Origin of the sequence: Amycolatopsis sp. WAC 01416, assembly GCF_003947485.1 — a bacterium.
Lineage (GTDB): Bacteria > Actinomycetota > Actinomycetes > Mycobacteriales > Pseudonocardiaceae > Amycolatopsis.
Genome location: NZ_QHHX01000010.1, coordinates 222122 through 243713, shown reverse-complemented (window position 1 = coordinate 243713; position 21592 = coordinate 222122). Strand labels below are relative to the sequence as shown.

At 69.5% G+C, this 21592-nt stretch carries 14 protein-coding genes; 5 read left to right on the top strand and 9 right to left on the bottom strand.

The window, feature by feature from the left end; genetic code table 11:
* Window positions 1-7: 7 nt before the first annotated feature.
* The gene (locus DL990_RS32130; protein WP_125800926.1) at window positions 8-6340 is read right to left on the bottom strand and encodes a type I polyketide synthase; all 6333 of its coding nucleotides are present in this window, start codon (window positions 6338-6340) and stop codon (window positions 8-10) included.
* A gap of 303 nt (window positions 6341-6643) precedes the next feature.
* Here DL990_RS32130 and DL990_RS32125 point away from each other — a divergent pair, with 303 nt between their 5' ends.
* The gene (locus DL990_RS32125; protein WP_125800925.1) at window positions 6644-7444 is read left to right on the top strand and encodes an SDR family oxidoreductase; all 801 of its coding nucleotides are present in this window, start codon (window positions 6644-6646) and stop codon (window positions 7442-7444) included.
* A gap of 2 nt (window positions 7445-7446) precedes the next feature.
* Window positions 7447-8412: an aldo/keto reductase gene (locus DL990_RS32120; RefSeq protein ID WP_125800924.1), complete on the top strand. Its 966-nt coding sequence runs from the start codon at window positions 7447-7449 to the stop codon at window positions 8410-8412.
* A gap of 219 nt (window positions 8413-8631) precedes the next feature.
* Here DL990_RS32120 and DL990_RS32115 read toward each other — a convergent pair whose 3' ends face one another.
* The 3 genes from DL990_RS32115 to DL990_RS32105 all read right to left on the bottom strand — a co-directional run bounded on the left by DL990_RS32115 (window position 8632) and on the right by DL990_RS32105 (window position 11863).
* Complete coding sequence (locus DL990_RS32115; RefSeq protein ID WP_233620635.1) at window positions 8632-9096, bottom strand: TetR family transcriptional regulator C-terminal domain-containing protein; 465 nt, start codon at window positions 9094-9096, stop codon at window positions 8632-8634.
* Between the two features lie 92 nt (window positions 9097-9188).
* Entirely contained in the window at window positions 9189-10394 is a 1206-nt protein-coding gene (locus tag DL990_RS32110; protein ID WP_125800922.1) for an MFS transporter, read from the bottom strand.
* 50 nt (window positions 10395-10444) lie between these two features.
* On the bottom strand, window positions 10445-11863 hold the full coding sequence (locus DL990_RS32105; protein ID WP_125800921.1) for an FAD-dependent monooxygenase: 1419 nt from the start codon (window positions 11861-11863) through the stop codon (window positions 10445-10447).
* A gap of 80 nt (window positions 11864-11943) precedes the next feature.
* Between DL990_RS32105 and DL990_RS32100 the strand changes: the two genes are divergently transcribed.
* Window positions 11944-12594: a TetR/AcrR family transcriptional regulator C-terminal domain-containing protein gene (locus DL990_RS32100; RefSeq protein ID WP_125787031.1), complete on the top strand. Its 651-nt coding sequence runs from the start codon at window positions 11944-11946 to the stop codon at window positions 12592-12594.
* Between the two features lie 325 nt (window positions 12595-12919).
* On the opposite strand, the gene DL990_RS32095 is transcribed toward DL990_RS32100, so the two are convergent.
* Window positions 12920-15496, bottom strand: a complete 2577-nt coding sequence (locus tag DL990_RS32095; RefSeq protein ID WP_125801037.1) for an exo 1,3/1,4-beta-D-glucan glucohydrolase — start codon at window positions 15494-15496, stop codon at window positions 12920-12922.
* Between the two features lie 167 nt (window positions 15497-15663).
* Window positions 15664-15879, bottom strand: a complete 216-nt coding sequence (locus tag DL990_RS32090) for a hypothetical protein (protein WP_125800920.1) — start codon at window positions 15877-15879, stop codon at window positions 15664-15666.
* Window positions 15880-16022: 143 nt separating this feature from the next.
* Between DL990_RS32090 and DL990_RS32085 the strand changes: the two genes are divergently transcribed.
* On the top strand, window positions 16023-16829 hold the full coding sequence (locus DL990_RS32085) for an NmrA family NAD(P)-binding protein (protein ID WP_125800919.1): 807 nt from the start codon (window positions 16023-16025) through the stop codon (window positions 16827-16829).
* 129 nt (window positions 16830-16958) lie between these two features.
* On the opposite strand, the gene DL990_RS32080 is transcribed toward DL990_RS32085, so the two are convergent.
* Window positions 16959-17435 (bottom strand): Rrf2 family transcriptional regulator, encoded by a 477-nt coding sequence (locus DL990_RS32080; RefSeq protein ID WP_125787191.1) that lies wholly within the window; start codon window positions 17433-17435, stop codon window positions 16959-16961.
* 114 nt (window positions 17436-17549) lie between these two features.
* Here DL990_RS32080 and DL990_RS32075 point away from each other — a divergent pair, with 114 nt between their 5' ends.
* Entirely contained in the window at window positions 17550-18281 is a 732-nt protein-coding gene (locus DL990_RS32075) for an SDR family oxidoreductase (protein WP_125787028.1), read from the top strand.
* 69 nt (window positions 18282-18350) lie between these two features.
* Here DL990_RS32075 and glpD read toward each other — a convergent pair whose 3' ends face one another.
* Window positions 18351-20063 carry a glycerol-3-phosphate dehydrogenase gene (gene glpD, locus DL990_RS32070; protein ID WP_125800918.1) on the bottom strand — a complete coding sequence of 571 codons (1713 nt, stop codon included), beginning with the start codon at window positions 20061-20063 and terminating at the stop codon, window positions 18351-18353.
* Window positions 20064-20068: 5 nt separating this feature from the next.
* Window positions 20069-21586 carry a glycerol kinase GlpK gene (glpK, locus tag DL990_RS32065; RefSeq protein ID WP_125787026.1) on the bottom strand — a complete coding sequence of 506 codons (1518 nt, stop codon included), beginning with the start codon at window positions 21584-21586 and terminating at the stop codon, window positions 20069-20071.
* Window positions 21587-21592: the final 6 nt, after the last annotated feature.

The following is a 21592-nucleotide window of genomic DNA, read 5'->3' as shown; positions in this document are numbered from 1 at the left end:
GCCTGATTCACCACAGTGACGCCGTGTACAGCACGGAGCGGACGTCGGCCGGGCCGAAGGCGAGCTCACGCAAGAGCGCGGCCGTGCCTTCGTCCGGGTCGATCAGCGCCACCTCGCGGCGTTCGTACTCGCGCGCCAGTTCCGGCGACACCATGCCCGCGTGGTCCTCCGAGGGGGCCCACGGTCCCCAGTGGACGGTCAGCGCCCGGCAGCCGGTGCGTTCCGCCCACTGTTCGCCGAGGGTTTCCAGCGCGTCGTTCGCCGCCGCGTAGTCGGTCTGACCCCGGTTCCCCAGCACCGCGGCGATGCTGCCGAAGAACGTCACGAACCCGGGCCGCACCCCGAAATGCTCCAAGGCGTCGAGCAACGCGCGCGCACCATCCACTTTGGTCCCGTATACCGTGCGGAACGACTGCTCGTCCTTGTCGGCCATCAGTTTGTCGTCGATCACCCCGGCCGCGTGGACGACGCCGTCGATACGGCCGTAGCGGGTGTGCAGATCCTTGACCACTTGCCGGACGGCGGCGCCGTCGCGCACGTCGAGCGACCGGTAGGCCGCGACACCGCCCGCCGCGCCGATCTGGTCGAGTGTTCTCGCGATCTCACGCTGGGCCAGCACGGTGCGCACCCGGCGTTCGATGTCCGCCAGCGAACCACCTCGGGCGGCCAACGCCGAGCGCATCCCCGGCGCGTCGCCGGGCAGGTCGTCGTCGCCGGGTTCGGCCGGCCACGGGGTGCGCCCGGCCAGTTCGACGCGGCATCCGCTCGCCGCCAGCGCGACCGCCGCCCGCGCGGTGATCCCGCGGGCGCCGCCGATCAGCAGCAGCACCGAATCCTGGTCGAGACCGAGGGCCTTGACCTCTCCGCCGCCGGGGCCGGCGCCCGCGTACGCGATCGAACCGAGAGAGCCCGCGGACGGCTCGAACGCCGCGCGCCCCGCGGTGTCGTAACGGACGGCCACCGGCCCGTCGGCGATCGCCTCTTCCAGCACTATCCGCGCCAGGTCCACTGTGGACTCCAGCTCGACCAGCCTGGTCGGCTCGGCCCGCTCCCGCGCCGCGGCACGGACGAGGCCGCGCAGTCCGGCGGTGTGCCCGGCACCCGGCCTCGCCACCACGACCACCGCGCCTTTGGCCTCTTTGAGCAGGCCGAAGACCTGGGCGGCGATCGGTTCTTCCGCGTCCGACAACGGGTTCAGCACGAGGACGAGGTCGGCCTCGGCCCGCTCCCCCGGCACGGCGCCCGCGTCGACGAACACCGCGCGGACCGACTCGGCCAGTTCCTCCTGGCCGGGCTCGAAGCTCACCGAGACCGTCTTGCCGTTCACCCTGGCGAGATCGGGTGTCGGGAGCGGCGCGGACACGCGGCTGAGCAGGTACCGGCCGGGCGAGGTACCCGCGGGGGCCGGTGCACCGGCGGGCGGAGCAGCCGGTTCGAACCACTTCCGCAGCCGGACGGCCAGCGCGCTCGCCGTCCGGTCGCGGCTGAGCTGATCCTGGGCGTCGTCGTGCACCCGTCCGGTGAGGCCGAGCTTCGCGAGCAGCGTACCCGCGATCTCGGTGCGTTTGATCGAGTCGATGGAAAGATCCGCTTCCAGATCGAGATCGGCGTCGATCATCTCGGCCGGATAGCCGGTGCGTTCGCTGATCGCGCCGATCACGGTGGCCAGGACGTCGGTCTTCGGGGCCTCTCGTGACGGCACCGCGGCGACCGGTTCCGGCTCGACGGCGGGCTGGGCCACGACGACCGGCGGCAGCACCGCCGGAACGACCGGGACCTGCACCGGGGCCGGGGCGAGTGGCGCGGTGCCGAGGTAGCCCAGCATCACGTCCCGTTGCGCCGCCAGCATTTCACGGCTGGTGCGGAGGAATTCGACGACGGCCTGGTCGCGACCGGGAACGGACTGGTTCATGGTCGTCCTCGGGATTCGTCGGGCGGGCACGAGCCCATGGGCGGGGACCTCGCCGCCGGGCGCGCGGACGGTCTGGCCGTCCACGGTCCAGGCGGGCGCGGGAAGCGGGCCGACGCGGACGCGGCCGTGGAAGAGCCGTTCGGTGCGCACGTCGACGCCCGTGAGCGCGAGGCGCGCGAGCGCGGTGAGGAACCCTCGCAGCCCCGGCCCACCGGGGTCGCAAGGGATCACCGTATGCGGCCGGTCACCGAGGATCTCCTTGGTCAGCCGGGAAAGCGCCTGCCCCGGGCCTGCCTCGACGAACGTGCGCGCGCCTGCCGCGTACATGTCTTCGATCAGCTCGACGAAGCGCACCGGAGACCCGATCTGCGCGGCGAGCTCCGCGCGTACGGCTCCGGCGTCGTACGGCCGGGCGGTGCGGTTCGACCACACCGGCGTACCCGGCTCGCCGATCTCGGCGTTGTCGAGATCGACGGCGAACACGTCACTCGCCCCGGCCACCAACGGACTGTGGAAGGCGCACGCGACGGGGATCCGTTTGGCCGCGATCCCCTGGCCACGCAGTACGCGGACGGCCTCATCCACGGCGGCCGTCGGTCCGGAAAGGACGGTCTGACCCGGCGCGTTGTGGTTGGCGAGCACGACGTCCGGGTGGTCGAGAGCGGCGACCAGCTCCTCGCGGGACGCCTTCACCGCGGCCATCGCGCCCGGATCCGCGCCCGCGACTTCGGCGATCGAGCGGGCCCTCGCCCGGCTGAGCGCCACCAAGGTCGGGGTGTCGAAGGCGCCAGCGACCGACAGCGCGGTCAGTTCTCCGTAGCTGTGCCCCGCCAGCAGGTCCGGCCGGACACCGAGGTCGGCCAGCAACCGGCACACGGCCGACTCGACGAGCCCGAGCGCGGGCTGCGCGACCCGCGTGTCCTTGAGCGCCTCGTCCTGGGCGGCACGTGCCTCTTCGGTGAACGCGCGCGGCGGGAAGGTGGTCGCGGCGACGTCGGGAGCGAGCCTCAGCACGTCGGCCAGCTCGGGGAAGTGCACGAACAGCTCCGCCAGCATCCCCGTCCGCTGGCTGCCCTGGCCGGGGAACAGGAACGCGACCGCGCCGGCCTCGCTGTCCGCGGTGTCCTCCGCGGTGAGCCCTCCGCCGTTCTCGGCTGTCTCACGCAGCTCCGCGAGATCACTCGCCACGACGGCGAGCCGCACCGGTTCGGATCCGCCGCGTTCGGCGGCGAGAGCGGCGATTTCCCGCAGCGGACGGCCTTCGTTCACCGCGAGCAGGTCACGCAGCGCCTTCCGGGAACCGTCCACATCGGACCCGCGGAGCAGGACCAGCTCGGCATCCCAGTCACGCGGCCCGTGCCGCCGTCGCGGCGGCACTCCCGGAGCGGCGAGCACCGCGTGGAAGTTGGTCCCCCCGAACCCGAACGCGCTCACCCCGGCGAACTCGCGTCCGCGCGGAACCGGCACCGGCCGGGCGCCTGTGGAGAAGGCGAAGGGGCTGATCTCGGCGTCCCAGGCGGGGTTCGGAGTGCGCAGGTGCAGCGTGGGTGGCACGACCTCGTGCCACAGCGCCAGCGCCGCCTTCATCAGGCCCGCCAGCCCCGCGGCGCATTTCGTGTGCCCGATCTGGCTCTTCACCGAGCCCAGCGCGCACTGGCCCGGCTCAGCCCCCGCGTCGAGGAAGAACTCGGTGAGGGTGGTCAGTTCGGTGGCATCGCCGACGACCGTGCCGGTGCCGTGCGCTTCCACCAGCGAGACGTCCGCCGGGGACACCCCGGCATCGCGGTACGCCCGGGCGAGGGCCCGCCGCTGGCCTTCGGGGCGCGGGGCGGTGAGGCCGAGCGCCTTGCCGTCACTGGCCGCGCCGACGCCCTTGACCACGGCGTAGACGCGGTCGCCGTCGCGTTCGGCGTCGGCCCGCCGCTTGAGCACGAGACACGCGACGCCCTCGCCGAGCGCGATCCCGTCCGCCGACGCGTCGAACGGGCGGCACCGGCCGGTCGGCGACAGCGCGCCGGCGGAGGTGAACATGAGGTAGTCGTTGACGCCGTTGTGCAGGTCGACAGCGCCGCACAGGACCATCGAGCTCGTGCCCGCCCGCAGTTCCTTCACCGCGAGGTCCAGCGCCGCCAGCGAGGAGCCACAGGCGGCGTCCACGGTGTAGTTGGTGCCGCCGAGGTCGAGCCGGTTGGCGATCCGGCCGGAGATGACGTTGGCGAGCGTGCCGGGGAACGAATCTTCGGTCAGCTCCGGCAACTGCGCGAGGAGCTCTTCCGGGACGTCTTCGAGATAGCCGGGCAGAAGCGCACGCAGCACACCGGCGTTCGCCAGGTCTCCCCCGGCCTCGGCGCCGAAGATGACGCTGGTGCGCTCGCGGTCGAAACCGCCGTCGCCGTAGCCCGCGTCTTCCAGGGCTCGCCGAGCCGTCTGCAGGGACACCAGCTGGGCCGGGTCGATGCTGCCCATCGAGTTGGGCGGAATGCCGTACGCGAGCGGGTCGAAGTCCACGGCAGGCAGGAAACCGCCCCACTTCGACGTCGACTGGTCCGCGTAGACATCGGTGTCCCAGCGCTGATCCGGCACCTCGGTGACGGCATCCGCGCCGCGCAGGACATTGGACCAGAAGGCCGGGAGGTCGGGTGCCCCGGGGAACACGCACGCCATGCCGACGATGGCGATGTCACCGTCCACAACGGACTCCTCAGGCGGGGTGCGGCCGGCGAGCAGTTCCGCCGCGCCATCGGTGACTTCCCGGTGAAGAGCGGCGATGTCGGTGCGCCGCTCGCGCAACACCGTCACCTGGCCCGCCATGTACATACCCTCGGCGAGCTGACCGAGCGCGTCGACCTCGACGAGGGCGTCGCCTTCCCGCCGGATGCCCTTGCTCGCGATCCGCAGCCGTCCGGTGTTCAGCTCCTCCAGCCGTTGCCAGCTCTCCTGCGGCGGGACACCGTCCGCGCGAAGCCCGGCCTTCAGCGCCGCGAACTCGTCGGTGTACGGGCTGGGCAGGCAGCGGGTCAGATGCCCGGGCGCGGTCTCCAGGGTGACCGTGGACCCGGCGTCGAGCACCCGGTCCTGGAAGACCTCGGTGATGGCGCCGTGCGTCACGGCTTCCTCGGTGAACAGGTACGCGGTGCCCATCAGGACACCGATCCCCGTCAGCGGCCCCGCCATCGCCGCGACCATGGCCGCGGACCGGGCGTCGTGGATCCCGCCCGCGAACAGCACCTCGACGTCCTCGGCGCCGTGTTCGCGCAGGACGTCCAGCTGCTGCTCCCACAGCACGAAACTGGACCGCGGGCCGATATGCCCGCCGCATTCGGCGCCCTCGAAGACGAACCGGCGGATGCCGGCGTCGAGGAACTGCCGCAGGAGGATCGGGGACGGCACGTGGAGGAAGGTCGCGATCCCGTCGGCCTCCAGCGCCTTGGCCTGCGCGGGTTTCCCGCCGGCGATCAGCACGCAGCGCGGACGCGCCGCCCGGACCGCCGCGAGTTGTCCGGCACGCAGCGCCTCCGGCACGAAGCCGAGGATGCCCGCGCCCCAAGGCCGTTCGCCGAGCGCTTCGGCGGTGCGGCCGAGCAGTTCGGTGGTCTTGGCGCCGTTCGCGGTCGCCACGGCGACGAACGGGAAGCCGTCGTGCGCGGCGACGGCGGCGGCGAAACCGGGCTGGTCGCTCACCCGCGTCATCGGTCCCTGCACGACCGGCAGACGGGTCCCCAACGTGCGGCACAGCCGTACGCCCTGGTCCGAGGGGCTCGCCGACGACGGAGCGGCAAGGGACCGCACAACCGATCGGACGGCGCTTTCCGCGTCCTCGAAGCGGTTCGCGAACAACGCGGTGAGTCCGTCGTCGGCCCTCGCCAATTCGGCCCGCGCGGTCGCGGGCACGTCGGCCTCCGGGTACAGGCCGAGCGCGTCGAGCACCACACCCGCCGCTCCTCCGGCGATGGCGGCCACCGCCGTCCGCGGCCCGATGCCCCCGTACGCCCACACCGGGACGTCCTCGCCGAACCGCTCCAGCAACCGCTGGAGCAGAACGAACGTGGTGAGGTCCGAGCCGCCCGCTTCGGCTCCCTTCGCCACCAGACCGGTGGCGCCGGTGTCGAGCATCCGGACGGCCTGCTCGACACCGGTCACCTCGGCCAGCACCGGACGATCGGCCCCGCCCCGCCAAACCGCCCCCTCGGCAAGCAGGACGAGCCCCGCACCGCGCTCTCTCACCTCTTCGTCCCGCACGTGGCGGCCCGACGGGACGCGAAGGCCGAACGGGAACCCTCCGTCCGATGTGGACACTGTGGACATCGTGGATCCGATGTCCACGATCCCGAGGCCGCCGCCCCTGGCGACGGCGGCGGCCAGCCCTGGATCCGGACGTCCGAGCGGGTTGACGCCGAGTACCCGCGTGCGCGCCGTCGCATGACTCACCGGCGGACCTCCTGTTCGGCTGGGGCTGGTCGAACCTCGCCGGGTTCGGCGATCTTTCAGCGGGATTCCCAAGAAATAACCTACTTGCCGCAGAGAGCGCAATACTCCCGCACCAGAACTCGGAAAACAAGGGATCGCATGCTAAAGTCCGGCGCCGGAAACAAATATGTCGCCACCTTAAGAACAGTCCCTTGACCTGCACTTTTATCACCTTCGTCGCAGTTCTGAACAAGGCGTTGCTCACCGACATAACAAAACAGAAGAATTGTCATCAAAAGCAGAATCGATAGCCATGGAGCGCATGTGGAAGTGACAGGACGAGTCGTCGTGCTGACCGGCGCGGCACACGGTATCGGCGCCGCCATGGCCCGGCGGTTCGCCGTCGAGGGCGCCGCCGGGGTGGTGGTCTCGGATCTCGACCTCGAGGCCGCGGAGCAGGTCGTCGCCGGGATCACCGCCTCGGGTGGCGCCGCGATCGCGCGGCACGCCGACGCGTCGTCCAAAGAGGACCTGAAGATGCTGGTGGCCGAGGCTCGCACGGCGTTCGGACCGGTGGATCTCTTCTGTTCCAACGCCGGTGCCGCGTTCGGGACGGGTGTGCACGCCGCGGACGAACAGTGGACACGTTCGTGGGCGATCAACGTCATGCAGCATGTGCACGCCGCCCAGGTCGCGCTCCCCGCGATGTTGAGCCGGGGCAACGGATACCTGCTGATCACGGCATCCGGGGCCGGCCTGCTCGGCACCCCCGGCGACGCGCCGTACTCGGTGACCAAGCACGCGGCCGTCGGCCTCGCCGAGTGGCTGGCCATCACCTACCGGCCGCGCGGGGTGCGGGTCAGCGCGCTGTGCCCGCTCGGCGTGCGGACCGCGCTGCTGGAACCGGGCATCGCCGCCGGACACCCGGCGGCGCTCGCGATCGCCGCCGCCGCGCCGCTGCTGGAACCGGAGGAGGTCGCGGAGTCCGTGGTGCACGGCCTGGCGTCGGAGGAGTTCCTGATCCTGCCGCACGAATCGGTGCGGGAGACCTACGCCCGTAAGGCGGCCGGTCTCGACGAATGGATCGACCGCACCATCCTCGAAACCGGCGCACGGAAGAGGTGACCATGGAATACCGCAGGCTCGGCGCGAGCGGGCTTTCCGTCAGCGAGATCTCCTACGGCAACTGGCTCACGCACCGCGACGGCGCGGAATGCGTCCAGGCCGCGCTCGACGCGGGCATCACGACCTTCCACACGGCCGCGGCCTGGGACGGCGGCGCCGCCGAAGAGAACCTCGCCGCGGCACTGGCGCCCACTCGCCGCGACGATCTCGTCCTCTGCACCGGCGTCTTCTGGCCGGAAGGCCCGGGTGTCAACGACGCCGGCCTCAGCCGCAAACACCTGACCACGTCGCTGCACGGATCGCTGCGGCGACTGCGCACCGACTACGTCGACGTCTACCAGTTGCTGCGGTTCGACTACCGCACACCGCTGGAGGAGACCTTCCTCGCGCTGTCCGATCTGGTGCGGCAGGGGAAGATCCTCTACACGGGCACCGCGGAATGGACGGCGGAACAGCTACTGGAGGCGCGGCCGATCGCCGGGCGGCACGGCGTCCCGCTCATCGCCAACCAGCCGCATTACTCGATGCTCTGGCGGGTCGCCGAAGCACAGGTGATGCCGGTCTGCGAACGCGCCGGGATCGGCCAGTTCGCCTCGGTCCCCCTCGCGCAGGGCGTCCTGACCGGCAAATACCGGCCGGGCGAGATCCCGCCGGACTCCCGGGCCGCCAAGTCCGCCGAGGCACGGCCGCTGCTCCTGCCGGACCTCCTCGAACGCGTCGGCATGCTGCGCGGCGTCGCCGACGAGGCCGGGCTGACCATGGCCCAGCTGGCACTCGCCTGGACGTTGCAGCACGACACCGTCGCCTCGGTGGTGACCGGCGCGAGCAGCGCCGCCCAGCTGACCGAGAACGCGAAGGCGGCCGGGGTGGTACTGGACCTCGACACGCTGACCCGGATCGACCAGCTGCTGGGCAGCTTCGTGCAGACGGATCCGCGGCTGACCTGGTCCCCACCCGCGATCACGTAGTCCTTGCCCGCCTGGGTCCGTGAAGGACTCCTTGAGGGACCCAGAGTCCCTCAAGGAGGCCTTCACGGACCAAGGAGGCCTTCCAACCGCAGCCGAAACCCACGTAGATACCTAAGACGCCCTTGGCCCTAACCCCGAATCACCACTCACGACTCGGACCGAGCGCGCACCTCCGCTGACGTTGCGAAAGTGGCTCTCACAACGCGCTCCCGTCCCCGACTACGAGGCCAGAGCCGTCCGCAAGATGGCCTCGAACCGTTCAGCCGTCGGCGGCTCGTCGCGCAGCAATCCCTGCAGCAGCAACCCGTCCACCAGCCCGACCAGCATCTCGACCCGCACCGGATCTTCGGTGTACCGGCGAGCGAAGTCCGCCAAGGCCGCCATCCAGCGATCGGTCGACTCGCGGAGCTTCGGCTCCCGCGCCGCCAAGAGGTAAAGCTCGTACTCCGCCAGCAGATGCCCGGGTTTGGCGACGACTTCGGCCAGCAAAGTGGCGAACCTCCGCAGCGCGTCCACGCCGCCGTCGGCCTCGGCGGCGAGGACGCGCATCCGCTCGGCGTCTTCGTCCATGCACTGGGTGAGCGCGGCAGTCAACAGGTCTTCGATCCCCTTGAAATGGTACGCGGCCGCCGTCGCGGGCAGCTTCGCTTCACGGGCGACGGTGCGGTGACTGACCCCCGACACGCCATCCTTCGCGACGATGCGCAGGGTGGCCTCGATCAGTTCCCTTTTGCGTTGCTCACCCTTGGCGAGACGGCCGTCGGTGCTCGGCTCGTTCAGCGTGCCGCCTCCTCGCTGATCGTGGTCTTCCTGCTCAGCAGAGGATACGAGAGCAGGGCGATCAGGATGATCAAGCCACCGGCGACGACCGCGACAGCGAACCCGCCGTCCGGCCCGAAGCGGTCGACGGCCTCACCGAGCACGACGGCGCCGAGCGCGACCCCGATGCTGAGGCCGGTGATCGCCCACGTCATCCCCTCGGTCAGCTTCTCCGCCGGGACGATCTTCTCGATCATCCCCATGACGACGATCATCGTGGGAGAGAAGAACAATCCCGCGACGAACACCACCGCGCACAGGCTCACGACACCGTCCACGACCAGCAACGGCACCACGCTCGCGGCCGTGCCCGCGGTGCCGATCAGGAACAGCCGAGGCGGGGTCATGGCGAGCTTGAGCGTCCCGAGGACCAGCCCAGAGATCGCGGAGCCCACCGCGTAGACCGAAACGACGATGCCCGCGGCCGACGGCGACCCGGCCTGCCGGGCGAACGCCACACTGACGACGTCGACCGTGCCGACGATGACGCCGCCCGCCACCAGCGTCAGCACCAGCACCCGCACCGCGCCCACCCGGATCGCCGAACTCCCGGAAGATCCGCTCGGCGGCAGCACGGGCGGCTCAGTCTCGCGTTGCGCGACGAACAGCAGCACTCCGACGACGAGGAACACCACCGCGACCAGCGGTCCGGCTTCGGGGAAGACGATGGTGCACAACGCGACCGACAACGCGGGCCCGATGACGAAGGTCAGCTCGTCGACCACCGATTCCAGCGCGAAGGCGGTGTGCAGCCGGGGCGAGCCGCGGTACAGCCGCGACCACCGGGCCCGGACCATCGCAGCCATGCTGGGCATGAATCCGGCGAGGATCGCGGACACGTACAGCGTCCAGACCGGTGCCCCGAATCGCGCGCAGAGCAGGAGCGCGCCGAGCGCCAGCACGCTGATCCCGGTGACGGGCAACAGAATCCTGCTCTGCCCCCGGCGATCCACCAGCCTCGAGACCTGCGGCCCGAGCAGCGCCATGGACAGCGTGAACGCCGCCGAGACCAGTCCGGCGAGCCCGTAGTCGCCCCGCGCCTGCGCCAGCATCGTGATGATCCCGATCCCCATCATGGGGACCGGGATCCTGGCGACCAGCCCGGCGGAGGAGAAGGCGAGAGAGCCTTTCGCGGAGAACAGCGCTCGATATTGGCCTGGCAAGACACCCCCACAACTTGAACATCCGTTACATTTTGAACGGTCGTTTCACTTTATACACCCGCTCCGTCCGTGCCCGCAACGAGTGCGAGCGCTTCGGTCAATCCGGTCGTCTCGCCGTGCGGCGCGGCCCAGGCCACGTAGCCGTCCGGCCGCACCAGGAAGGCCTGATCGGAGTTTGCCTCGACGAGCCGAACGTGGCCGTTCGCGGCGGCATGGACCTCGCCGTCGCGAGCCACCAGGAGCGCGCGACCGTCCTCGGACACCAGCGGCAGCGGAGCGAACCGGCCGATCAGCGGATGCACGGCGTCCGGCGCGTAGTCGATGTCGGCGCCGTTCCCCATCGCGATGAAATGCCGTTTTGCCGCCGGGATCGCCAAGGTCTCCTCCATCACCTCGCGGAGCGCGGCGACCTGCGGGCCGGGACGCAGCAGCGCGACTTGGGCCCGGGTGTTGCGCAGTACGCGCTCCCCGACCGGATGCCGCTCCGCGGTGTAAGTGTCCAATAAGGACTCCGGCGCCAGTCCGCGGACGACCAGGCCCAGTTTCCAGCCGAGGTTCATCGCGTCCTGGAGCCCCAGGTTCAGCCCCTGTCCGCCGATCGGCGAATGCACGTGGGCGGCGTCGCCCGCCAGAAGGACGCGCCCCTGCCGATAGGTCGCCGCCTGACGAGTGTTGTCGCTGAATCGGATTCCACCACCGAAGCGGACGAGTTCGACGTCGACCCCCGCGACACGGCTGATACTCGCCCGCATCTCCTCGGCCGTCAGCGGCGTGTCCCGGTCGCCCGGTCCGCCGTCGAACTCCATGGTGGAGATCTCGCCCGACACCAGCGACGTGTGCACCATCCCGCCAGGACCGTGCATGGTCGAGCGCACCGCACCGGGATCGGCGAGCTCCGCCGCGGCGACCCGGCCGGTCATCGTCGCGTCCGTGCCGGGGAACGCGATCCCGGCCCGCTTCCGCACGACGCTGCGACCTCCGTCGCAGCCCACCAGGTAGACGGCCCGCTCGGACCGGCCGCCGGCGAGTACCGCACGGACCGCCGAATCCTCCTGCACGAGGTCGACGACCTCGCAGTCCGTCCGGACGCGGACGCCGAGCCCGGTCGCCCAGTCGGCGAGGATCCGTTCCAGCACATGTTGTTCGAGCACGAACCCACCTGCCGCTCCCGACGGGACCTCGTTCTCCACCAGGGGCAAGCCGGCGAAATGCCCCCTGGCGCGATTCCCCTTCAGCAGCCTGGAAACGCCGGATGCCTCCTTCTGCACTTTCGAGAACGCCTCGGTCAGACCACGCAGCCGCAGGGACTGCGACGTACGGCCGTTGATCCCGCGCAACCCGAAGCTCCGGCTCCGGCGGACCGCACCGTCGCCCGCCTCCAGAACGAGCGGATCGGCTCCGGCCAGCCAGAGTTCGCCTGCCAGCAGCAGACCGACCGGCCCCCCGCCCACGATGATCACGTCGTTCACGACACCCCCGTGTGTACAGTGTAAATATACGCCGTAAATATGATAGATACACCGTAAACCTGTCAAGTGAAGGGCGCGGGATGACGCGGAGAGAACCGTTGAACCGGGAGAAGGTCCTGGACGCGGCGCTCGCCTTGGCAGGCGAGGAAGGCCTCAAAGGGTTGTCGATGCGCAAACTCGCCAAGACGCTCGGCGTCGAAGCGATGGCGCTGTACAACCACGTGCGGAACAAGACCGACATCCTCGACGGCATCGCGGAACGCGTCTACAGCGGAATCGAACCGGCCGACCCCGGCGCACCGTGGCCGGAAAGAGTGCGGGTCACCGTGCTCAACCTCTATCGCGCGCTCGCCCGGCATCCGGTCGTGCCGATGGCGTTGGCCACCGACGAGGCCAATCCGAACTCGCTGCGCTCATTGCGGCCGGTCGAGGATCTCGTCGGCGCGCTCTACGAAGCCGGTTTCGAGGACGACGGGATCCGCCAGACGCTGGGCGCCCTGAACAGCCTCGTCTTCGGATCCCTGCTGCTGACGACCGCCGGTTTCACCACGACGCGCCGCGACGAAACCGGACAAGACCCCTACCTGCGCCGGATCGATCCGGCGGCGCTGCCGAACTTCAGCCGCGCGCTGCCCGCGCTGACGGCCGCGGATCCCGAGCGGGACTTCACGCGCGCACTGGACCTGCTGATCAGCGGGCTCGTCGCGGCCGCGCCGTCGGACGGGTCATGAGTGGCGATTCGGATTCTATTGAGGGGTAAGGAAAAGGTGACATGGCGGTGCCGACTCGCTAATCGTCCACAGAGGACGCGAATCAAGGGGAAATGTCTGCTTTCCCCTAGGCTGACCGTATTCGCAAGTACGTGAACCGCCGGACCAACGAACGCCGCTGGACCCGAATCGCCACTCACGACCACCCGGGCCGACCGCTCGCCCCGTGTCCACCGACGTTGCGAAAGCCACTTTCGCAACCTTGAAGGTTGCGAAAGTGGCTTTCGCATCATGCCGCGCCGGCCTTACCTCTCGACAAGACCGCTATGGGCACACCTTGACGGGATCAGCTCAGACTTGAGCAAGGCCTCGCATCGGGGTCCTGCGCGCCCTTGGGCACCCACCGCACGTTCGCGAACGAAGCGGAGAATCGGCCGTCGGTGTACACCAGGAACGGCGTGTTGACGTTCTCCAGGTCCAGCCCGTTGGCGAAGCAGGACACCGGGATCTTGACCGTCGATTTCGGCGCCCCCGCCAGATCGGTGAACAGCTTGGTCGCGTTCACCTCGGAGAAGCACGGGTAGACGCAGTGCATGCTGATCACCGTCCGATTGGCAGGCGCCTCGTGCACGACGGTGTCGAACTCCAGCGCCGCGTCGGCGTTCAGGTAGCCCCGCAGATCGTTGGTACCGCCCGGGTTCTGGAAGTAGAGCTGTGCCGGGCCGGTGCCGGTCCAGGTCGCCTTGAGCCCGTCCTGCTGGACGTTCACATCGGACTGGACGACGCCGATCTCAGCGTGTGAAGCGGCGCCGTCCGGGCCGATCTCGGTGCCGCCCCAGTTCTCCGCCGAGCCGATGAAACCCTTGTACGGCGCGACATCGGTGCGGTTGAAGACCTCGAGATCCTCGGTCGCGGTGCCGCCGCCACCGGTCGAGCCACAGGTTACCGGGCCCGCCGTCTCGTCCAGCTGCCCGACGGTGACGTGCTGGCCGGTCTTGAGGCCGTAGCCGAGTTTGAACAGCGGGTCGTACTCCGCCGAACCTGCGTTCAGCGGCGTCTGGCACGCGCTCTTCGGCCACGAGTACGGCAGCGTTCCCTTGAAGCCGCCCTTGACCAGGACGTCGGCGACGCCGCCGCCTTCGGTGCCCGGCAGCCAGGCCGCGACGAACGCGTCGGAGCGGTTGATCTCCTTGTTCATGTACAGCGGGCGGCCGCCGACGTAGACGGTGACGACGGGAGCGCCCTTACCGTGGACCTTGTCCAGCACGGCCAGGTCCTCGGGGTAGAGCTTGGACGCCTCCAGCGTCTTCCGGGTCAGGTCGCCGACGCCTTCCGCGTACGGGGTCTCACCGATGACGGCGATGACCGCGTCGTAGCCCTTCGGGTCGGTGTCGCCCTTCTCGTCGAAGGTGACGTTGACGTCGCCCAGTTGCTGCTTGAGCCCGGCGAGGATCGACGTGGCGTTCGGGAAGTCGGCGTTGGTGTTGCCGGTCCCCTGCCAGCTCAGCGTCCAGCCACCGGTCTGGTTCTGGATGCTGTCCGCGCTCTTGCCGACGACGAGGACCTTCGACTTCGGCTTCAGCGGCAGCACGTTGCCGTTGTTCTTCAGCAACGTCTGCGACGAACGGACGGCGTCGCGCGCCAGCCAGGTCTCCTTCAGCGCCTCGTCCGAGTTGGAGTACGACCGGTCCGACGGTTTCTGCGACTCGTACAGCCCCGACCGCAGTTTGACGCGCAGGATTCGGGTCACCGCGTCGTCGATCCGCGAGACCGGGATCCGGCCGTCGCCGACCTGGGCGACGGTGTTGGCGATGAACGCCTTCCAGTCGTTCGGCACCATCACGATGTCGATGCCGGCGTTGATCGCCTGCGGGCACGAGGCGTTGGTGCAGCCGGGAACCTGGCCGATGCCGTTCCAATCGGACACGACGAGGCCGTCGAAGCCCATCTTGCCCTTGAGGATCTGGTTCAGCGCCTTGTCGCTGCCGTGCAGCTTGCCCTCGTCGATGCCGAGTTCGGCGTTGGTCCAGCTGTTGAACGACACCATCACGGTCTGGGAACCGGCCGCGAGCGCGCCGTAGTAGCCCTGGCCGTGGACGTTGATCATCTCGGCTTCGGAGGACGGGTTGACGCCCTGGTCCTGTCCCTTGAGGGTGCCGCCGTCGCCGATGAAGTGCTTGGCGGTGCCGATCACGCCGTTGTAGCCGATGCGTTTGGTCGAGCGGTCCTGGAGCCCGTTGATCGCCTCGTAGCCGTAGGCCCTGGTGATCCGCGGATCCTCGGAGAACCCTTCGTAGGTGCGTCCCCAGCGGTCGTCCTTGACGACGGCCAGCGTCGGCGCGAACGCCCAGTCCTGGCCGGTGGCGCGGATCTGCCGGGCCGTCGCCGCGGAGATGTCGCGCACCAGGCAAGGATCGTGCGCGGCGCCGAGACCGATGTTGTGCGGGAAGACGGTGGCCCCGTACACGTTGTTGTTGCCGTGCACGGCGTCGATGCCCCAGATCACCGGGATCTTCGTCCGGCTGCCCTTCGCGGCTTCCCAGTAGGAGTCGGCGAGCTTCAGCCAGTCCTGCTGGGAGGCGTGCTTGTCCTTGTTCGGCCACGAACCGCCGCCGTTGAGGACCGAGCCGATCGAGTACTGGCGGACCTCGTCGGGGGTGATCGCGGCGATCTCGGGCTGCGTCATCTGCCCGACCTTCTCCTCCAGGGTCATCCCCGCGAGGATCCGGGCGATCCGCTGCTCGTCACCCGCCTTGCCTTTGAACCGGCTCTCGACCTTCGGCCAGTCCGCGAGCGCCGGCAGGCTCTTTTCGATCCGGGCACAGCCGTCCCGGTCCAGCGCGGGCTTGCCGATCACGGGCTGTTCGGCGGCGACGGCGGCAGGGGTGGCCACCACGGCCCCGCCGAGCAGCGCGAGACTCATCAAGGCGATCAGCGGACTTCGGCGCGCAGGCGCACGTCTTGCCATGGTCTGGTCCATTCTGCGGGAGGCGGGGACCGGCCGATCCTCACCGGACCCGGCGGTGGCGTCAAGAGTTTCGGACCAGTACGGGACCTGTTAATTTTCGCCATAAACTAAGACCGGGAAAGTCACCTGGCCACACCCCGCCGATTGCGCCGCTTGGCGGTATACGGCAGCGCGAACAGGTAGAGGCCGCTGAACATCAGCAGGAAGAGCGGCGGCAGCGGCGTGTAGAGCACCCACTCGGCCGGGTCGCCCTGCGCGACGACCACGAAGCAGACGATCACGGTGGCGACGAAGACGAGGGACGTCCACCGGTGGAACGTCCGGATCCGCTTACTCACGAGAACCTCCTGGAGTCGTTTTGCCTGTAGCTAAGACGCTAGGGATCCCGTGGACCTCGACGCTTCTCGATTCCTGACCGGTCCGCTTGACCTCCACATTACTTGAGCTTTTACCTTCGCTGGAAACGAAGGGAAACAAACTCATGACCGTCTTGGTAACCGGCGCCACCGGGAACACCGGCCGCCACGTGGTGGCCGAACTCGTCCGCCGAGGGGAACACGTCCGGGCACTCACCAGGAACCCCGCCGCGGCACGGCTTCCGGTGGGTGTCGAACTGGTGGAGGGCACGCACACCGCGCCGGAAACGCTGACCGACGCCCTCGACGGCGTCACCCGGCTGCACATCACCGTCACGGCGGGGCTCGCCGACGTCGGCGCCGACCTGGTCAAACGCGCCGTGGCCGCCGGGGTGCGGCGGATGACCGTCGTGTGGGGCGGCTACGTCGGGCCGACGGAGCAGGCCATGGCCGAGTCCGGGGTCGAATGGACACGGCTGGAACCCCAGGAGTTCATGTCCAATGCCCTGACCTGGACCGACTCCATCCGCACCGGGAAAGTGGTCCGTGAGCCGTTCGACCTCCCGAGCGCCGTGGTGCACGAGGGTGACATCGGGGCCGTCGCCGCCACCGCGCTCGTCGAGGACGGGCACTCTGGCAAGGTCTACAACCTCACCGGGCCGGAAGCACTGACCACGAGCGAACGGATCGCGATCCTCGGCAACGCACTCGGCCACGACATCACGCTGGACCGGATCACGCGACAGCAGGCGATCGACCGGCTGCTGGCCGAAGGCGTCTCGGTGGCGGACGCCGAATACGTCGTCGGCTGGCACAGCGATCCGCCCGTGGAGGCGCGCACCGTCGTCGACACGATCGAGATGGTGACCGGGCGCCCGGCCCGCACCTTCGCGCAGTGGGTCGCCGAACACGCCGACCGGTTCAAACCGTGAGCGGTCCGACCGGCGTGACGCGCGCCGTGCGGTAAACCCGACCGCCTGCCTGGTCATCGTGGTCGTGAGTGGCGTTTCGGGTTCTAACCCGAAACGCCACTCACGACCACCCGGACCGGCAAGCCTCGACTACCCCTCGGCGGCCTTGAACCACGCGCCGATCCCGGCGAGGGCGCCCGGACCGTAGTCGCCCCTGACGTCGTCGGCCAGATCCGCGATGGAGACCGCGCGCAACGCCGCCCGCCACTGGACTTCGGCGTTCGCCATCGCGCGGCTGATCGCGCACGGCGCCGTGCACGCCTCGGACGGGGTCGCCATCGGGCCGCGCTGGCGGATCTCGGTACAGACGAAGGCGGGGCCGGGCCCGTCGATGGCCTCGACGACGTCGAGCACCGTGATCTCCGACGGAGGCCGGGTGAGGACGTATCCCCCGGCCTTTCCCTGCACCGACCGGATGAGATCAGCTCGCGAAAGGGCCTGGAGTTGCTTCGCGAGGTAGCTCGGCGAGACGTCGTGCAGCTGCGCCAGGCGCGCGGCCGGCGCGGGTTCCTCGACCGAGGTCAGGACGACGCAGCAGTGCAGGGCCCACTCGACCCCGCCGGACATCTTCACCCGGATGACTCTAACTCGCCTCTTGACTCGGACACAATATGTCTGAGTATTATCTCGGACATGAGGTATCCGAGTTAGCGGACGCCTACCGAGGAAGGGCACTGGGCCATGAAATTCGCGATCATCGGCGGGACCGGACTGATCGGTTCGCAGGTCGTGCGGAACCTGAACGAGGCCGGGCACGAGGCGGTGCCGCACTCGCCGTCCACCGGGGTCGACCTCCTCACCGGCCAAGGGCTGGACGCCGCGCTCGACGGCGCCGACGTGGTCGTCAACCTCACGAACTCGCCGACCTTCGACGACGCCTCCCCCGCGTTCTTCCGGACGTCGATGGACAACCTCGTCGCGGCTGCGAAGAAGGCGGGCACCGGGCACTTCGTGATCCTGTCCATCGTCGGCGTCGACCAGGTGCCCGAACTCGACTACTACCGCGCGAAGACGCTTCAGGAGGACATCCTCAAGAACAGCGGCGTCCCCTACTCGATCGTCCGCGCCACCCAGTTCATGGAATTCGTCGACGCGGTCCTGTCCTGGACCTCCGACGAGACCACGGTCCGCCTGCCCAGTACGCCGATCCAGCCGATCGCCGCGGCGGACGTCGCCGCCGCCGTTTCCGAGGTCTCGGCCGGGAAGCCGCTGAACGGGACCCTCGACGTGGGCGGCCCGGACGTGTACCCCCTGGACGAACTGGGCCGGATCACCTTGTCCGCCAAGGGAGACACGCGTTCGGTGACCGTCGACGAGACCGCGGGCATGTTCGCCGCGGTCAAGGGCGACGTCCTCACCACGAAGGACGGCGCCCGCATCGCCGAGACCCGCTACCTCGACTGGCTCAAGTAACGGCACAGCGCGTGAAGGCCCCCTTCCCTCGGCTGAGCCGAGGGAAGGGGGCCTTCACGCGCTTCGGGATCAGCTCGGCAGCAGCGCCGGAGCCGCGAGACGGCTGGCGTTCGCCGCTTCGTCGTCCGGCTGGGCCTGGGCGGAGCGTTCCGCCTCGACCCGCGCGAGGTAGTTGGTGACCTCGCGCTCCCGCTTGTGCGAGTCCCAGCCCAGCAGCGGCGCCATCAGCTCCGCCACCACCGGCGCCGCCGTCACACCGCGGTCACGCTCCTCGATGGAGATTCGCGTGCGCCTTGTCAGGACGTCCTCCAGATGCAGCGCGCCCTCGTGCGAGACGGCGTAAACGACCTCCGCCTTGAGGTACTCCGCCGTTCCCGGGATCGGCTCGCCCAGTTCGGGTCGCTCCGAAATCGACTCCAGGATGTCCTCGATCGCGGTGCCGTAGCGCTGGAGCAGGTGCTCGATCCGGCCGATCGGCAGCCTCGTGCGCTGCACCAGCGAGTGCCGCGCACCCCACATCTCGTGGTAGCCCGTCGCGCCGACGATCGGCAGCCGCTCGGTCCACGACGACGGCGCCGGACGGCCGAGGTCGTCCACCGCGACGTCGACCGCGTCGGCGGCCATCACGCGGTACGTCGTGTACTTGCCGCCGGCCACGATCACCAGACCGGGCACCGGATGCGCGACGGCGTGCTCGCGCGACAGCTTCGTCGTCGAAGTCGCCTTCGCCGCCAGCAGCGGCCGAAGCCCGGCGTACACGCCTTCGATGTCGTCGGCGGTGATCGGCGTGCGCAGGACCGCGTTGAGATGTTCGAGCACGTAGTCGACGTCCGCCTGGCTGGCAGCCGGGTGTTCGCGGTCGAGGTCCCATTCGGTGTCGGTGGTGCCGACGATCCAGTGCCGTCCCCACGGGATGACGAACAGGACGCTCTTCTCGGTGCGCAGGATCAGCCCGGTGTCCAGGTCGATCTTCTCGCGCGGCACCACCAGGTGGATGCCCTTCGACGCGCGCACGGTGAACGGCGCGGGGATGCCCGCCGCCTCGGCCATGTCGTCGCTCCACACGCCGGTGGCCGCGACGACCGTCTTCGCCAGGACCTCGATCTCCGCGCCGCTCTCGCGGTCGACGACCTTGGCGCCGACGACGCGTTCGCCGTCACGGATCAGCGACGTCACGCGAGCACGGGTGAGAACGGACGCGCCTTGCTCAGCCGCGGTCCGCGCGATCGTCATGGTGTGACGGGCGTCGTCGACTTGGGCGTCGTAGTACTGGATGGCGCCGATCAGGGCGTCGTCCGCGAGGCCGGGGGCGACCTTGCCCGCGCCGCGTTTGGACAGATGCCGGTGCCGCGGCAAGGCGCGCGCTCCGCCGAGCGTGTCGTAGAGCGTGACACCCGCGCCGATGTAGCCGCGTTCCCAGACGCGGTGCTTGAGCGGAACCAGGAACTTCACCGGACGGACCAGATGCGGCGCCAGCGTCTGCAGCAGCAGGCTCCGTTCCTTCAGCGCTTCACGGACCAGCTTGAAGTCGAGGTTCTCCAGGTAGCGAAGGCCACCGTGGATCAGCTTCGACGACCTGCTGGACGTGCCGGCGGCGAAGTCACGGGCCTCGACGAGCGCGACGGAGAGCCCGCGCGAAGCGGCGTCGAGCGCGACGCCGGCACCGGTCACTCCCCCGCCGACGACGAGAACTTCGACCTCTTCGCGAGCGAGCTTGCGCAACGTCTCGGCACGGTAGACCGGGGAAAGCGGTACGGGTGTCACTCTGTTCCTCCTGTTCATCGGGCTCACTCGACCTCTACCCAGTCGAGCGTGCGGCCGACGGCCTTCTGCCAGCCCGCGTAGCCCTCGGCGCGCTGTTCGTCCGTCCAAGACGGCTCCCAGCGCTTGTCCTCGTTCCAGTTCTGTTCCAGCTCGTCGATGGACTTCCAGAACCCGACCGCGAGGCCTGCCGCGTAGGCGGCACCGAGCGCGGTGGTCTCGGCGACCACCGGCTTCGACACCGGCACGCCGAGGATGTCGGCCTGCAACTGCATGCAGAGCTCGTTCGCGGTCACGCCACCGTCCACACGCAACACGTCGAGCGGGACACCGGAGTCGTTCTGCATGGCCTCGACGACGTCGCGGGTCTGGTAGCAGATCGCTTCGAGTGTCGCCCTCGCCAGATGCGCGTTGGTGGTCGCCCTGGTGAGCCCGACGATCGCGCCGCGCGCGTCGGATCGCCAGTACGGCGCGAAGAGCCCGGAGAACGCGGGGACGAAGTAGACACCGCCGTTGTCCTCGACCTGGCGGGCGAGGCTCTCGCTCTGGGAGGCGCCGCTGATGATGCCCAGCTGGTCGCGCAGCCACTGCACGGCGGAACCCGTGACGGCGATGGAGCCTTCCAGCGCGTACACCGGCTTCTCGTCACCGAACTGGTAGGCCAGCGTCGTGAGCAGGCCGTGCTTCGAGCGCACGACCTCGTGCCCGGTGTTGAGCAGCAGGAAGTTGCCGGTGCCGTAGGTGTTCTTGGCCTCGCCGGGGCGGAAGCACACCTGGCCGACGGTCGCCGCCTGCTGGTCACCGAGCACCCCGGTGATGGCGACCTCGCCGCCGAGCGGGCCGTCCGCGCGGGTGACGCCGAAACGACCGTTGTTCGACGACGGCGCGATCGACGGCAACATCTGCTTCGGGACGTCGAAGAACGACAGCAGTTCGTCGTCCCACTCCAGGGTTTCGAGGTCCATGAGCATGGTGCGCGACGCGTTGGTCGGGTCAGTCACGTGCACGCCGCCGTCGGGGCCACCGGTGAGGTTCCAGATGAGCCAGGAATCGGTGGTACCGAAGAGCGCGTCGCCCTTTTCGGCGTCTTCGCGGACGCCGTCGACGTTCTCCAGGATCCACTGCAGCTTGCCGCCGGAGAAGTAGGTCGCGGGCGGCAGTCCGGCCTTGCGGCGGATGACGTCGCCCTTGCCCTCGCGTTCGAGCGCCGAGGCGATCCGGTCGGTGCGGGTGTCCTGCCACACGATGGCGTTGCAGTACGGGCGCCCAGTGCGGCGGTTCCACACGACGGTGGTCTCGCGCTGGTTGGTGATGCCGAGCGAGGCGAGGTCGGCGGCGGTCAGCTTCGCCTTGTTGAGCGCGGTGGCGATGACCGAGCGGGTCCGCTCCCAGATCTCGGTGGCGTCGTGCTCGACCCAGCCCGGCTTCGGCAGGATCTGCTCGTGCTCGAGCTGGTGGCGGGCGATCTCGTTGCCGCCGTGGTCGAAGATCATGAAGCGCGTGCTGGTGGTGCCCTGGTCGACGGCGCCGATGTAGTCAGGCATGGGTTT